The following is a 14,397-nucleotide window of genomic DNA, read 5'->3' as shown; positions in this document are numbered from 1 at the left end:
TGTTTCTCAGGCCGGGCCCAGTGGGTGCATCCGCACCGCGCAGAGCAGCTCCGCCACGCGCTCCGGCGTTGGCGGCACCGGGCCCACCTTCGCGAGCTTCCCCGCGGCGAAGGCGGTGCTCCTCCTCGCGCAGGTCTCCAGGTCGTGGCCGTCCAGTCTTGCCGCCAGCACTCCCGCCACCAACGCGTCTCCCGCGCCCACCGTGCTCGCCACCTCCACCGGGGGCGGCAGGGCTCGCCATGCGCCTTCGTCCGAGACGAACAGCGCTCCGTCCGCTCCCAGCGACACCACCACCAGCCCGATGCCTCCCGCGTGCAGCTCCCTCGCGGCTCGCGCCACTTCGCCTGGGTTCCTCAGCGGTCGCTCCACCAGCTCGCCCAGTTCGTGCGCGTTCGGCTTCACGAAGTCCGGCTTCGCGGCCACCGCCTGGCGCAGCGGCTCTCCGCTCGTGTCCACCGCCACGAGGGCGCCCTTCGCGTGCAGGCGCTCCGTCAGCGTGGCGTAGATGGACGCGGGCACTCCCGCGGGCACGCTGCCTGACAGCACGAAGCAGCCGTTCTCCTCCGCCAGCGCGTCCAGCGTCTCCAGCAGCGCGGCCAGCGCCTCTTCCGGGACTCGCAGGCCGGGGAGGTTCAGGTCCGTCACCGCGCCGCTCGTGCGGTCCACGACCTTGATGTTCACCCGGCTGGAGCCGGGCAGCCGGATGCATTGGTCCTGGATGCCTCGCTCGCGGAACAGCGCTTCGAACAGCGGCACGTTGTCCGTGCCCAGGAAGCCCGCCGCCGTCACCGGCCGGGCACCTCCCGCGAGGAACGCCGCCACGTTGATGCCCTTGCCCCCGGGCGTGCGCGTCTCCGCCACCACGCGGTTCACCGCGCCCGCCGTGAACCCCGGACACTCCAGCGTCTGGTCGATGGCCGCGTTCAACGTGACCGTCACCACCCCCGGCTTCGTCGGCCTCACGCCTTCGCTCCGTTCCGGGCCACCAGGCCGCGCACCAGGCCACGCACCTCCGCGGCGTTGCCACACTCCAGCGCCTGGCGGGCCAGCCCTTCCGCGTCCGCCATCGAGATGCCCCGGAGCAGCGCCTTCACCGCCGGGATGCTGGGGATGGCCACGCTCAGCTCCGTCACGCCCAGGCCGGACAGCACCACCGCGCCGGACGGATCTCCGGCGATGCCGCCGCACGCGCCCACCCAGATGCCCGCGCGCCTCGCCGCCTTCACCGTGAGGTCCACCATGCGCAGCACGGCCGGATGCAGGCCGTCCGCCTGGGGCGCGAGCACCGGATGCTGCCGGTCCATCGCGAGCACGTACTGCGTCAGGTCGTTCGTGCCGATGGAGAAGAACGACACGTCGCGCGCCAGCCGCTCCGCCATCATCACCGCCGAGGGCACTTCAATCATGATGCCCGTCTCCACCGGATCCGCGCCGACCTCGCGGCGCACGGACTCGGTGATGGCGCGGGCCTTCGCCAGTTCCTCCGGCATCGCCACCATCGGATACATGATGCGGACCGGGCCCTCCTTGGATGCTCGCAGGATGGCGCGCAGCTGCGTGCGGAACAGGTCCTCCCGTTCGAAGCACAGCCGGATGCCGCGCACGCCGAGGAACGGGTTCTCCTCCGCCGGCAACGACAGATACGGCACGTGCTTGTCTCCGCCGATGTCCAGCGTGCGCAGGATGAGCGGCAGGCCGTTCAGCGCCCGCACCATGGTCCGGTACGCGTGGAACTGCTCCTCCTCGGAGGGCGGTTCGTCGCGCTTGAGGAAGAGGAACTCCGTGCGCATCAGCCCCACGCCCTCGCCGCCCGCGTCCACGGCCTTTCGCGCGTCCGCGGCCTCGCTGATGTTCGCGGCCACCTCCACGCGCTTGCCGTCGAGCGTGATGGCGGGCCGGTAGCGCTCCAGCTTCTCTTCCTCGCGCCGGGTGCGGATCCGATCGCGCTGGTGCGCGGCCTTCGTCCGGTCCCGCTCCGACGGGCCCACCACGAGCACGCCCGCGTCCCCGTCCAGGATGCAGTGCTGTCCGTTGCGCAGGTCCAGCACCGACGGCCCCACCGCCACCACCGCCGGCAGGTCCAGCGAGCGCGCGATGATGGCCGTGTGCGACGTGGTGCCGCCGCTCGCCGTGCACAGGCCCAGCACCATGGCGGGGTCCAGCTTCGCGGTGTCCGACGGCGCCAGGTCCTCCGCCAGCAGCACCACGGGATGGTCCGGGAAGGTGGGCTCGCCCTCCAGCACCTTCGCCAGCGGCCGCAGCACGCGCCGGCCCACGTCCCGCAGGTCGGCGGAGCGCGCGGCCATCACCGGCTCGTCCAGCGCGGCCAGCGCCTGCGCGCGGCTCTCGAAGACGCGGCGCCAGGACGCGCCCGCGCTCAGCCCCGTGTCGATGAGGCCGTGCGTCTCCGACAGCATCCCCGGGTCGTCCAGCAGCTCCAGGTGCGCCTTGAAGATGGCGGCCCGCTGCGCTCCGGCCTTCAGCAGGAAGCCCTCGTGCAACTGGCGCAGCTCCGCCGCCGCTCCGGCCAGCGCCTCCTCCAGCAGCAGGTGTTCCCGCGCGGAGTCGACGGCCCGCTCCTCCACCTCCAGCCGTTCGCGCTGGAAGGCCCACACGGGCCCGGCCGCGATGCCCGGTGACGCGGACAGGCCCGCGACCAGCGTTCCCTCGTAGTCGAGCACCACGGTGGGCGCGGGCGGCGCCGCCGGAGGGGTGGCGTGGGCGGTGGCCTCGCCCAGGCCCGCGTCGAAGGCGTCGCGCAGCGCGAGGAGCACCGCGTCCGCGTCGTCCCCCGCCGCCGTGAGCGTCAGCGTCGTGCCGCCTCGCGCACCCAACTGCAGAAGCGACAGGAGGCTGCGGGCGTTCGCCTGCCGCCCTTCGTGGTGCACGGTGACGTCCGCCCGGAAGCGGCGCGCCACCTCCACCAGCACCGTGGCGGGGCGCGCATGCAGGCCATGCGGCGAGGGGGACAGGACCTGGATCGCGTGGCCGTCGAGCACGGGAGCGGCGTGTGGCTCCTCCGGGTCCAGCTCCAGCTCCGCGTCTGAGCCGTTGAGCGCCTGCACGATGGCGGCGGTGTCCCGCGTGGAGGCCAGGGCTTCGGAGCGGGCTTCGTCGCCCAGCACGCCGGTGAGGTTGGCGAGCACCTGGAGGTGCTCATCGGACTTCGCCGCGATGCCCACCACGAGGCGCGCATGGCCGTCCTGGCTCCAGGCGACCCCGGCGGGGAACTGCACCACGACGACGCCGGTCTGGAGCACCAGGTCGCGCGCCTCCGGCAGGCCGTGCGGAATGGCGATGCCGTGGCCCAGGAAGGTCGCGGACACCTGCTCGCGCTTGAGCATGCTGTCGACGTAGCCGGGCGAGATGAAGCCGGACTCCACCATCACCTGTCCGACCAGGCGGATGGCCTCCGCCTTGTCCGAGGCGGTCCATCCCAGCCGGACCTGCGACGGCGTCAGCGTCAACATCGGGGCTCCTTGCTTCGGGTGCGCGCGTGCTTCACGCGGGGAACGACGGTGCATCCTGCCCGGTGTCCGCCCATGGCGCGCGGGCTTCCCGAGTCCCGTCTTCCGGGTAACAGCTCACAGAGGGGAAGACCTCCCGCCAGCGACATGACGGACAGGCGACGTCCGGCGTCCGCGCGCGTGACGGCCCGCATGGGGGTGTTAAAGGGGAGGCCGTCATGTCTGACAGCGTCCTGGACTTCTACGAAGGGCTGGCCGAGGAGTACCACCTGCTCTTCGCGGACTGGGAGCAGTCGGTGGACCGGCAGGGCGCGGTGCTGGACGCGTTGCTGCGCCGCTCGGGGATGCCGCCGCCGCGCCGGGTGCTGGACTGCGCGTGCGGCATCGGCACGCAGGCGCTGGGGCTGGCGTCACGCGGCTACGCGGTGCACGCCACGGACCTGAGTCCTTCGGCCGTGGCGCGCGCGGAGCGGGAAGCCCGCGCCATGCACGTGAGCATCACCACCGGCGTGGCGGACATGCGGATGCTGGACTGGCAGGTGCCGGGCACCTTCCACGTGGTGATGTCGTGCGACAACGCGATGGCGCACCTGCTGGAGGACTCGGACCTGGACGACGCCGCGACCGCGATGGCGTCGCGCCTGGTGCCCGGAGGCCTGCTGGTGGCGAGCCTGCGCGACCACACGGCGCTGCTGGAGAAGCGGCCGCGCTTCACCGCCGAGCGCGTGCTGGACACACCGCTGGGCCGCCGCGTGCTCTTCCAGGTCTGGGATTGGGCGGTGGATGAGAAGCAGTACACGGTGCGCCAGTTCATCCTGCGCCAGGAGTCCGGCATCTGGCACACCACCGAGCACACCGGCGTCTACCGGCTGCTGCAACCCGTGGAGCTGGAGCAGGCGCTGACGAAGGCGGGGCTCGTGGATCCGCGCTGGTACACGCCGGAGGAGACGGGCTTCAACCAGCCGCTCATCACCGCGCGCAAGCCCTGAAGCCGCGTCACGCGCGCGGAGGCCGAGGCGCGCTCCGGGCCGCCAGCGCTTCGTGCCACCACGACTCCAGCTCCGCGAGGACGAACGGCGCTGCGTGACGGCGCATCGTGGCCGCGGTCTTCCACCAGACGCGGGCCGTGTCCTCGCCAGCGCGCAGCGCGTCGCCCAGGTGCAGGGACGGCAGCAGCGCGAGCAGCAGCAGCAGGGCCAACAGCCAGCCCAGCCCTTCCCGGAGGAACGACGGAACTTCGGAACCGGGTCTGTCCATGGCCATGGCATCCCTCCTGACGACAGTTGTAGTCAGGAGCGGATATGCCATGGCTACAGCTGTAGTCAAGAGCGCTTGTCGCGGGGCAGGGCCCAGACGTCTTCCTCCGGCCGGTAGACGGTGGCCTTCTTGCCGGAGGAGCCGTGGGCCTTGGTGTCGAGCAGGCCCGCGTGCCAGAGGTTCTGCTTCAGCTTGAAGACATTGGACGGATAGATGTCCGGGCCGCGCAGGCCGGGTTTGAGCTCGATGGACGGATCCGCGAGGAAGAGGGCCGTCGCCAGCGCGAGGTCCTCGCGGCCGGCGGCCACGGCCAGCTTCGGCAGGGTGAGGCTGCCGCCGTGGTCCAGGAGCGTCCGGTGGATGAGGCGCACCGCGGGCTGACGGATGAGGACGAAGCGCGCCACGGCGGCGAAGGCCGGATGGACCTCCAGCAAGCGCTGTCGCTTCTCGTAGCGCGCGTCCGGGTCGAAGTGGAGCGCGGCCAGGAGGTCCGCCACGGCCCGGCCCTCGACCGTCGGCTTCCAGTCCAGGTCCAGGAGCCCGAGCGTGCTGGCTCCCGTCGCGGCGTGACGCCGGGTCCCCTCGGTCCGCAGGGCCTTCCAGTGAGCCTCGAGCGAGTCCAGCAACGACCGGCACGCAGGGCCACGGTCCGCGAGGAACGCGGCCGCGAGGTAGTTGAGCGGATGGTTGAGCTGAAGGCTGCGCGCGGCGGGGACGCCTTCGAGCAGGGAGGAGGCCTGGCTGACGGCGCGGGGCAGCGGGGAGGGGTCCTCGGGGGGAACGACCTCCACCCAGTCCTTCGCGTCCTGCGCGAGGATGCCGACACCGATGCGCCGCGCCTGCGCGAGCGTGGGGGCGCGGAGCTTGCCCGCGGGCGTGGGCAGGGCGAGGTAGGCGTGATGGACGCTCGGGCGATACGTGTGCGCCTGGCCCAGGCCGTGAGCCCAATCCCTTTCGGAGGCCTTCACCTCGATGCCGGTGACGAGGACGCCCTCGGGCCGCGCCACGCTGCACAGGATGTCGGGCCGCGTGTCCTCCAGCGTGAGCTGGGTCATGGGCTCCAGCGCCCGGGCGAACGGGCTGCGGACATACGACGGATGCGCGTCCACCAGCAGGTGCAGGACGCGCGACTCGCGCAGCCCGTGCTTGAGCAGGTGTTGCTTCAGCGAGTGGACGACCCGGGCCTCGGCGTGGGGCATGGGGCTCAGGCGCGCTTCGCGTCAGCGGGGGCGTTGGGGTGGCGCGCGAGCATCATGCGCAACTGGGGCTGACGGCGGACCAGCTCCTGCTTGAGCAGGTGCGCGATGAGCGCGGGCGGCGCGGCGCTCCAGCGCGCGATGTTCTGCACCAGCATGGGCGAGCGGTACGTGCGGCCACACAACAGCGACGTCGTCTTGCCGTCCACCGGCATGCCCACGAGCACGCCCAGGGCCCGGCCTTCCGTGTTGAGGATGAGCTCCACCTTCTCCTCGGACGGGCCGGTGGAGAAGCGCTGGCGCAGCAGCTCCCTCGCGGTGCGGCGCGTCTGCTCTGGCACGTCGCGGTCCACCGTGAGCTTGTGGTGCTCCATCAGGCGGCGCATCGCCCACAGGCGGCGGAAGAGGGCCACCGGCAACTGCGGGTTGCGCACGAGGAAGCGGCGCACGCCCGTGTCCGATGCGAACGCCGCGCGGGCCACCAGCGCCTCCAGCCCCACCGGGTTGCGGTGGTGCCTGGCGATGAGCCGTGCATGCGCGAGCCCGACCCGTGAGTTCTCCAGCACCGCCTTGATGACGGCGGGCACCGGGTCGAAGCACAGCGCGGACAGCTCCGGGTCCTCCGCTCCGTGCGCGAGCGCCACCCGCTGGTCCTCCGGCAGTCCGTGCAGCCGCGTCTCGAAGAGCTTGCGGTAATCACCCAGCACCGCTTCGGGCACGTCGTCCGTGGCACCGGCCTCGTCGTCGGAATCGACCGGGGCCTCCGCTTCCGGCAGCGGCTCCGTGTCGCTCGCGTCGAGCGTCGGCGCGCGCGGCTCCACCGTGGGCGGGACCACGGTGTTCACGGCCTCCGTGCCCGGCAGCAGCGCTCCCTGCGACACCAGCCTCGCGAGGATGTCCCGCAGCTTGTCCGGCGGGAAGCCCGTCAGCGCGGGCAGGTCCTTCTCCCGCGTATGGCCGTCCAGCCGCGACAGCACGAAGCCCTCCTCCGCGTTCAGCGGAAGCCGCCGCAGGTCCACCGTCGGGTTCAGCTTGGGCGTCCAGTCACTCATGCGCGCCCCGAGTCTTTCACGACACGCGCATTCCGCGCCTCTTCCCGGCCTCCGCCGCCCGCGCTGAATTGTTCCCGGACCGCCCGAAAACGACAGGACGCGTCGAGGACCGCCCGGTTGCCCTCCTGCCGGCTGCCGGGCCTCCAGGGCCGGACGGTGTCGGTGCGGGCACGAAGAGCCCCGCATGGGTTGACGGGAGGCAGGCAGCTGGACACAACTTCACCTCATGTCCGACCGCATCCAGACCTATGGCGAGTTCTGGCCGTTCTACCTGCGCGAGCACTCGCAGGCGTCGACACGCTGGCTGCACTTCGCCGGCACCAGCCTGGGCGTGGGCCTGGGCGTCACCGCCGCCGTCACCGGGCGCGGCGCCCTGATTCCCGCCGCCCTGGTGTGCGCCTACGGCTTCGCGTGGGCCAGCCACTTCAAGATCGAGCACAACCGGCCCGCGACCTTCAAGTACCCGCTCTGGTCGCTCATCTCCGACTTCCGCATGGCCGCGCTGATGCTGACCGGCCAACTGGGTCCGCACCTGGAGCGCGCCAACGCCGGCGCGACGGCCGCCGCCACCCTGGCGCCGGCCCCCGTCGAGAGCCGCTGACCTACCTCGGCGGCGGTGGGCCGAAGCGGCCCGCGCTGTACCCCTCGATGGACCTCAGGATGTCCGCCTGGGTGTCCCCGATGAACGGCCCGTGGCTCACCAGCGGGTCCCGCTGCGGCTGGCCCGCGTACAGCAGCACCCGCGCCCGCGTCGTCCCGGTGACGCGGACCGTGCTGTCCCCTCCTGACACCGGCCGGTCCAGCCAGCCCACCTGCCCGGGCTTCAGCGACCGGCGGTCCGGCCCCACCGCGACCTCGCCCTCCAGCACGAGGAAGAAGCCGTTGTACGAGGCGGGCAGGTCCTGCTCCACGGACGCGCCCGGCTCCAACTGGAACTCCGCCAGCGTGACGGGCACGTAGTTCTTCGTCTTCGAACGCACCGCGCCCGACGTGCCGCTGTACACGCGCACCTCCACGCCCGGCTCGCGCCGCACCGGCAGCTCCGCGTACGGCAGGTCCTGGAACCCCGCCGGCACCCAGCGCTGCGCCTTCGGCAACGTGAGCCAGAGCTGGAGGATGCGCGCCTGGCCCAGGTCTCCCTCCAGCCCCTCGCCGTGGATGACGCCACTGCCGGCCGTCATCCACTGCACGTCCCCTTCACCCAGCTTGCCGCTGTCGTGGGTCATCCCGCCCTTCACCACCAGGGTCACCGTCTCGAAGCCCGCGTGCGGGTGCGGCCCGCCAATCGGCTTTCCGTCGATGCGGTCGTCCATCAACAGGATGAACGGATCCGACCGCGCGTAGTCCTCCGGTGAGATGACCGGCACCACCGTGTGCGCGGGCCCGAACTGCCCCTGCGTGGGTTCGGGCAGATGGATGATCCGCTCCAGCCTTCGTTGCGTGCTCATGACGGTTCCCCTCCGGGCTCAGGTGAGCGCCGGGTAGCTGGTGAAGCCCTGCTCCTCGCCCTGGAAGAAGGTCGCCGCGTCCGGCGTGTTGAGCGGCGCGGACCGGCGGAAGCGCTCCGGCAGGTCCGGGTTCGCGAGGAACGGCACGCCGTACGCCACGAGGTCCGCCTCGCCGCGCGCCAGCACCGCTTCTCCGGCCTGCGCGTCGTAGCCGCCGTTCGCGATGACCGTGCCCGGGAAGGCCTTGCGGATGTGCGGCGTGATGCGCTGCTCGGCGCTCACGGCGGCGGGGCCCGTGACGGCCTCGGTCACGTGCAGGTAGCCCAGGCCCAGCTTGCCCAGCTCCCGCGCGATGTGCGTGAAGGTCTCCACGGGGGTGGAGTCCGTCATGCCGCCGTAGGGGAAGTTCTGCGGGTGGAGCCGGTAGCCCACGCGCTCCGCGCCCCAGACCTCCGCCACCGCGCGCGCCACCTCCAGCGGGAAGCGCACCCGGTTCTCGATGCTGCCGCCGTACGCGTCCGTGCGCTGGTTGGAGCTGTCCCGCAGGAACTGATCCAACAGGTAGCCGTTGCTGCCGTGCAGCTCCACGCCGTCGAAGCCCGCCTCCTTCGCGTTGCGGGCGGCCTGGCGGAACTGCTCGACGACGCCGGGCAGCTCGTGCGTCTCCAGGGCCCGGGGCGCCACCGCGCGCTTCTTGCCCTGGAAGGTGAAGACGTCCTGCTCCACCGCGATGGCGGAGGGCGCCACCGGCAGCTCACCGCCGTGGAAGTCCGGGTGCGAGACGCGCCCCACGTGCCATAGCTGCGCGAAGATGACGCCGCCCGCCGCGTGCACGGCGTCCGTCACCTTCTTCCAGCCCGCCACCTGCTCCGGCGAGTGGATGCCCGGTGTGCGGATGTAGCCGACGCCCTGGGGGCTGACCTGGGTGCCCTCCGTGACGATGAGGCCCGCGGAGGCCCGCTGGACGTAATAGGTCACCGCCAGCGGGTTGGGGACGTTGCCGTCGACGAGCGCCCGGCTGCGGGTCATGGGCGCCATCACCAGCCGGTTCTTCAGTTCGAGCCGGCCCAGACGGAAGGGGGAGAGGAGCTTGGAGGTGTTTGCCATGGCCGGTTAATGCTCCAGGCGCTATGGACGTGCCATGGCATCCAGTCCAAACAAATTGACCGATCGTCCATACACCCTGGAGCAGCAGGGGGCGGATGTCCTGGCGGAGGTCCTGGACACCCTGCGCCTGTCCACCCGGATGCACGGCCGGTTCGAGCTGTTCGCCCCGTGGGGGCTCCAGTTCGGGACGGCCCCGGGCGCGCACATCGTCCTCGTGGCGCGCGGCGGGGCCCGGCTGGAGGTGGAGGGTGTTCCGGGCGCCCTGGAGCTGTGCGCGGGGGACCTGGCGGTGCTGCCGCATGGCGGAGGCCACACGCTGCGCGACGCGGAGGACAGCCCCGTCCACGTCCTGGAGCGCGGGGCCTGCGCGAACGCCCGCGGCAAGGGCTCCATCCGGCTGGGCGGTGACGGCGAGCGGACCACGCTGGTCGCGGCGACGTTCCAACTGGGGGTCGCGCCGCGCACGCTGCTCTTCAAGGAGCTGCCCCACGTCATCCACCTGGCCGCGGACGACGCGGCGACGGCGCCGTCCCTGGCGTCCACGGTGCAGCTCCTGCTGACGGAGAGCGCGTCGTCGCACCCGGGGGCCACCGTCATCATGAGCCGGCTCGCGGACATCCTGCTGGTGCAGGCGCTGCGGGCGCACATCATGAAGTCGGAGGGCTCGTGCCGGGAGGCCGGCATGCGGGCGCTGGGGGACCCGCAGATTGGCAAGGCGCTGGCGCTCATCCACGAGCGCCCCCAGGAGCCCTGGACCGTGGAGAGCCTCGCGTCCGCGGTGGCCATGTCCCGGTCCGGCTTCGCCGCGCGCTTCAGTGAGCTCGTGGGAGAGCCGCCGCTGGAGTACCTGGTGGGGTGGCGGATGATCAAGGCCGCCCAGCTCCTGCGCGAAAGCGAGCTGCCCTTGAGCGAGGTCGCTCCGGCCATCGGCTACCAGAGCGAGGCGTCCTTCAACCGGGCCTTCAAGCGCTGGGACGGGACGGCTCCCGGCGCGTACCGGCGCAGCCACCGCCGGGCGTCTTGAGAGGCTTCAGGCCTCTTCCTTCGGAGGTGGGCCGCGGAAGGCATCCAGCTTCTTCGCGGCCTCCAGCTTCACGGCCTTGCCCTCCTGCGCGGAGCGGTAGAGCGCTTCGATGATGCGCATGTCCGCGAGGCCTTCCTCGCCCGGCGTGTGTGGGACGACGTTCTCCTGCACGCAGCGCGAGAAGTGGTCCATCTCCCGAGCGAACTGGCTGGGCTGGCTGAAGCTGCGCTCCACCGTGTCGTCCGCCTTGGGGAAGGACTTGGACTTCGTGCCCACGCGCAGGCGCAGCCCGCTGTAGGAGAAGCCGGGGTCCATGGACGCCCAGCCGTCCGTGCCCATCAGCCGCAGGTCCTTCGTCTCGTGCGTGCTGTAGTGGCTGGTGCAGTGCGCCTGGAAGCCGGAGGGGAAGCGCAGGTGGAAGGCGAAGGACTCCTCCACCTCCTTGAAGCGCGGATCATTGGGCGTGCTGTAGCTGAAGCCCTGCACCTCCGTGGGCTCCTCGCCGCTGAAGTAGCGCGCGGCGGAGAGGCAGTAGATGCCCACGTCCGGCAGCGCGCCGCCTCCGGCCAGGGCCTTCTTGTGGCGCCACTGGTTGGGGTCGCCCTGGTTCTGGCCGTTGTTGGCGGTGAAGAGCTTGAGCGTGCCCAGCTCCTTGTTGCGCGCCATCTGGATGACCGCGCGGTGGTGCGGCTCGTACTGGAGCCGGTACGCGATGCCCAGCTTGCGGTCCGCCTTCTTGCACGCGTCGATCATCTGCTGGCACTCGGCCGACGTGTTGGCCATGGGCTTCTCGCAGAAGACGTGCTTGCCCGCCTGTGCCGCGCGCACGGTGAACTCCGCGTGCATGCTGTTGGGCAGGACGATGTAGACGGCCTGCACCTCTGGGTTGTCCTTGAGCTGATCAAACGACTTGTAGTCGTAGAGGGCCTTGTCCGCGACGCCGTACTGCTTCGCGATGGCCTGCGCCTTCGCGCGGTCGCCGCTCACCAGCGCCACCAGCCGGCCGCGCTTCATCTGTCCGAACGCGGGGAGGATTTCTTCCAGCGACAGGTGCCCCAGGCCGACGACGGCCCAGCCCACGCGCTCGTTCTCCGGCTGCGGGTTGGGCGGACCGGGGCGCTCGCGCTCCGTCCTGGCGAAGATGTCGGGGAGCTTCACCGGCTGCGGCGCGGCGGCCAGCACCGGGGGCATCCACGCGCTCGCGGTGAGGAGGCCGCCCGTGGCCCCCAGCATGCGCCTGCGGGTCCACAGCCGGGGTGCGTCGTCCATCATGTGGGGGACTCCTCCGTGCCTCGTGTGGCGTCAGCCCATCGCACGCGGTGGCACTCCAGGGCAGGCGAAGCGCGGCCCGAGTGCGGTGCAGGACAGGGAGGAGGGGACGAGCGTTGAGAAGCAGGCGGGGCCCGTGTCCGGAAGACACCGGGCCCCGCTTGAGGCCACGTCAGGCGCTGACGCCCACGCCGATGGGGCAGCTCACGCCGGTGCCGCCGACGCCGCAGTAGCCGCCCGGGTTCTTCTGCAGGTACTGCTGGTGGTAGTCCTCGGCGTAATAGAAGGCCGGCGCCGGGAGGATCTCCGTGGTGATGTCACCCAGGCCCTTGGCGTTGAGCGCGCCCTGGTAGCTCTGGCGCGTCTCCTCCGCGGCGCGCTTCTGCGCGTCGTTCGCGTAGTAGATGCCGGAGCGGTACTGGGTGCCCGCGTCGTTGCCCTGGCGCATGCCCTGCGTCGGGTCGTGGTTCTCCCAGAAGACCTTCAGCAACTGCGCGAACGTGACCTTGTTCGGGTCGTACACCACGCGCACGACCTCGTTGTGGCCGGTGAGGCCGGAGCAGACCTCCTCGTACGTGGGGTTCGGCGTCACCCCGCCCGCATAGCCCACCGCGGTGGAGTACACGCCCGGCACCTGCCAGAACTTGCGCTCGACCCCCCAGAAGCAGCCCATGCCGAAGACGGCCGTCTCAAAGCCTTCCGGCACCGGCCCCTTCAGCGGGGTGCCCAGCACGGTGTGCTTCTGCGGAACCGGCATCTCCTGCGGACGGCCCGGCAGCGCCTCCTGGGGAGTGGGGAGCCTCAACTTCTTCGGGGACGTGAAGAACATGCTCTAGCTTTAGCCCCGGCCTCCCCGATTTTCACGCCCGACGCACGGCCGCCCCGCTGCCCCCCGTCCCACCAGGAATGCTCCGCCCGCCCGGCGGTTTCCCAGCCCTCCCATGCGCACCCGCCTCCTCGCCGCCCTCTGCCTCCTGGCGCCCGCCGCCGCCCTCGCCGCCAAGGACCCCCGCTGCGCCGGCAAGCCCGCCGCCCGCGCTGCCCGCTTCTCCGACACCGCCCTGAAGGGCGCTTCCGCCGCGGAGCGTTACGCCGCCTACGTCCAGGCGTGTGCGCTGGACGACGTGGTGGCCCTCACGCAGACGCTCGTCCGCTTCAAGACGGTGAGCAGCGAGGCCCCCGCCGCGAAGAACCCGGAGATGGCCGCCATGGGCCGCGCGCTGGAGGCCTGGGCGAAGGCGCGCGGCTTCGGCTTCCGCACCGTGGGCGAGAACGACGTCTTCGAGCTGTCCTGGGGCGAGGGCGAGCCGCTGCTGGGCCTGGTGTTCCACGGCGACGTCGTCCCCGCGCCCGCGCATGAGTGGAAGCGCGCGCCCTTCAAGCCGGTGGTGGAGAAGGGCCGCCTGTACGGCCGGGGCGTGGAGGACGACAAGGGCCCCATCGCCTCCGGGCTCGTGGCGCTGGCCATGGCGAAGGACCTGGGCCTCAAGCCGCAGGGCAAGGTGCTGATCATCATCGGCAACGGCGAGGAGAGCGACTGGTCCGGCATGCAGAAGTACGCGGCCACGCAGCCCAAGCCCACGCACGTCATCTCCGTGGACTCCGGCTACCCGGTGATGGCCGCGCAGTCCGGCTTCGTCGCGTGGACGCTGGAGGCGCCCGTGGGCACCGCGCTCACGACGCCGAAGGAGGGCACCGTCGCGCGCGCCGTGGACGTGAGCGCGGGCGAGTTCCTCACCCAGGTGCCCGGCACCGCCACGCTGAAGCTGGAGCCCGTGAAGGGCCAGACGCCGGAGGCGGTGCTCGCCGCCGTGAAGGCCGCCATCGTGGCGGAGTCCCCCGCGCGCAAGGACCTGAAGGCCGAGGCGAAGCGCGAGGGCAACACCGTGGTGCTCACCGTCCACGGCGTGGCCGTGCACTCGTCCACCGCGGACGAGGGGCACAACGCGCTCTGGGATTTGTCCGCCGTGGCCTCGCGTCTGTCATTGGAGGACAACGGCATCGCGGCGCTGCTGCGCGTGGTGGCGAAGCGCTTCGACGGCGACCACCACGGCGACAAGCTGGGCCTGAAGTACGAGGACGCCCTCATGGGGCCGCTGCTCGTGGCGCCCACGGTGCTGCGCGTGAAGGACGGCACGGTGTCCCTGGGCGTCAACATGCGCCGGCCGCAGGGCCAGGACGCGGCCGCGTTCAACGCCGCGCTGGACGCCGCCGCGAAGCGCGCGGGCGAGGACTCCGGCGGCCGGGTGAAGGAGGGTCCCAACCGCTACATCGGCGACCCGCACGTGGCGGACACGTCCGGCCCGCTGGTGAAGACGCTGATGGGCATCTACCAGCGGCAGCGCAAGGAGCCGGACGCGGTGCCGGGCTCCATCCGGGGCGGCACCTACGCGCGGCTGTTTCCCCGCGCCGTGGACTTCGGGCCCGCGTTCCCCAAGGAGCCCTACACCGGCCACGCCCCGGACGAGTCCATCGCGCTGGAGACGCTGGACCTGAGCACGCGCATGCTCGCGGAGGCCGTGCACACGCTGGCCATCGCGCCCGCGTCCGAGGTGAAGGCCACGCCGTGACGCCCGC

At 71.8% G+C, this 14,397-nt stretch carries 13 protein-coding genes; 4 read left to right on the top strand and 9 right to left on the bottom strand.

What is annotated here, in order from left to right:
• Nucleotides 1-6: 6 nt before the first annotated feature.
• Together pfkB and ptsP are read right to left on the bottom strand one after the other, a co-directional pair.
• On the bottom strand, nucleotides 7-963 hold the full coding sequence (gene pfkB, locus JYK02_RS20210) for a 1-phosphofructokinase (protein WP_207053269.1): 957 nt from the start codon (nucleotides 961-963) through the stop codon (nucleotides 7-9).
• Nucleotides 960-3,470: a phosphoenolpyruvate--protein phosphotransferase gene (gene ptsP / locus JYK02_RS20205; protein ID WP_207053267.1), complete on the bottom strand. Its 2,511-nt coding sequence runs from the start codon at nucleotides 3,468-3,470 to the stop codon at nucleotides 960-962. The genes pfkB and ptsP overlap by 4 nt, the downstream gene beginning before the upstream one ends.
• A 215-nt stretch (nucleotides 3,471-3,685) precedes the next feature.
• Between ptsP and JYK02_RS20200 the strand changes: the two genes are divergently transcribed.
• Nucleotides 3,686-4,456 carry a class I SAM-dependent methyltransferase gene (locus JYK02_RS20200; protein ID WP_207053265.1) on the top strand — a complete coding sequence of 257 codons (771 nt, stop codon included), beginning with the start codon at nucleotides 3,686-3,688 and terminating at the stop codon, nucleotides 4,454-4,456.
• A gap of 7 nt (nucleotides 4,457-4,463) precedes the next feature.
• Here the strand turns inward: JYK02_RS20200 and JYK02_RS20195 are convergent, their stop codons facing one another.
• Genes JYK02_RS20195 through JYK02_RS20185 form a run of 3 tightly spaced genes read right to left on the bottom strand, consistent with a single transcriptional unit; the run spans nucleotide 4,464 to nucleotide 6,972 of the window.
• Nucleotides 4,464-4,730 carry a hypothetical protein gene (locus tag JYK02_RS20195; protein ID WP_207053263.1) on the bottom strand — a complete coding sequence of 89 codons (267 nt, stop codon included), beginning with the start codon at nucleotides 4,728-4,730 and terminating at the stop codon, nucleotides 4,464-4,466.
• 59 nt (nucleotides 4,731-4,789) lie between these two features.
• Nucleotides 4,790-5,923 (bottom strand): hypothetical protein, encoded by a 1,134-nt coding sequence (locus tag JYK02_RS20190; protein WP_207053261.1) that lies wholly within the window; start codon nucleotides 5,921-5,923, stop codon nucleotides 4,790-4,792.
• A gap of 5 nt (nucleotides 5,924-5,928) precedes the next feature.
• On the bottom strand, nucleotides 5,929-6,972 hold the full coding sequence (locus JYK02_RS20185) for a hypothetical protein (RefSeq protein WP_207053259.1): 1,044 nt from the start codon (nucleotides 6,970-6,972) through the stop codon (nucleotides 5,929-5,931).
• A gap of 226 nt (nucleotides 6,973-7,198) precedes the next feature.
• Here JYK02_RS20185 and JYK02_RS20180 point away from each other — a divergent pair, with 226 nt between their 5' ends.
• Nucleotides 7,199-7,573, top strand: a complete 375-nt coding sequence (locus JYK02_RS20180) for a DUF962 domain-containing protein (RefSeq protein ID WP_207053257.1) — start codon at nucleotides 7,199-7,201, stop codon at nucleotides 7,571-7,573.
• Nucleotide 7,574: 1 nt separating this feature from the next.
• On the opposite strand, the gene JYK02_RS20175 is transcribed toward JYK02_RS20180, so the two are convergent.
• Together JYK02_RS20175 and JYK02_RS20170 are read right to left on the bottom strand one after the other, a co-directional pair.
• Nucleotides 7,575-8,420, bottom strand: coding sequence for a pirin family protein (locus tag JYK02_RS20175; RefSeq protein WP_207053255.1), 846 nt, complete (start codon nucleotides 8,418-8,420; stop codon nucleotides 7,575-7,577).
• A gap of 18 nt (nucleotides 8,421-8,438) precedes the next feature.
• On the bottom strand, nucleotides 8,439-9,527 hold the full coding sequence (locus tag JYK02_RS20170) for an alkene reductase (protein WP_207053253.1): 1,089 nt from the start codon (nucleotides 9,525-9,527) through the stop codon (nucleotides 8,439-8,441).
• A 55-nt stretch (nucleotides 9,528-9,582) separates the two neighbouring features.
• Between JYK02_RS20170 and JYK02_RS20165 the strand changes: the two genes are divergently transcribed.
• Nucleotides 9,583-10,551 carry an AraC family transcriptional regulator gene (locus JYK02_RS20165; protein ID WP_242588817.1) on the top strand — a complete coding sequence of 323 codons (969 nt, stop codon included), beginning with the start codon at nucleotides 9,583-9,585 and terminating at the stop codon, nucleotides 10,549-10,551.
• Between the two features lie 6 nt (nucleotides 10,552-10,557).
• On the opposite strand, the gene JYK02_RS20160 is transcribed toward JYK02_RS20165, so the two are convergent.
• Entirely contained in the window at nucleotides 10,558-11,823 is a 1,266-nt protein-coding gene (locus tag JYK02_RS20160) for a Gfo/Idh/MocA family protein (protein WP_207053249.1), read from the bottom strand.
• Between the two features lie 169 nt (nucleotides 11,824-11,992).
• Entirely contained in the window at nucleotides 11,993-12,649 is a 657-nt protein-coding gene (gene msrA / locus JYK02_RS20155) for a peptide-methionine (S)-S-oxide reductase MsrA (protein WP_207053247.1), read from the bottom strand.
• 112 nt (nucleotides 12,650-12,761) lie between these two features.
• On the opposite strand from msrA, the gene JYK02_RS20150 reads away from it, so the two are divergent.
• Nucleotides 12,762-14,390 (top strand): Sapep family Mn(2+)-dependent dipeptidase, encoded by a 1,629-nt coding sequence (locus JYK02_RS20150; protein WP_207053246.1) that lies wholly within the window; start codon nucleotides 12,762-12,764, stop codon nucleotides 14,388-14,390.
• The last annotated feature ends 7 nt before the right edge of the window (nucleotides 14,391-14,397 follow it).

It is taken from the genome of Corallococcus macrosporus (assembly GCF_017302985.1).
GTDB classification, from domain to species: Bacteria; Myxococcota; Myxococcia; order Myxococcales; family Myxococcaceae; genus Corallococcus; species Corallococcus macrosporus_A.
The sequence above is the reverse complement of the archived record's forward strand: the minus strand, read 5'-3'. Positions and strand labels throughout refer to the sequence as shown.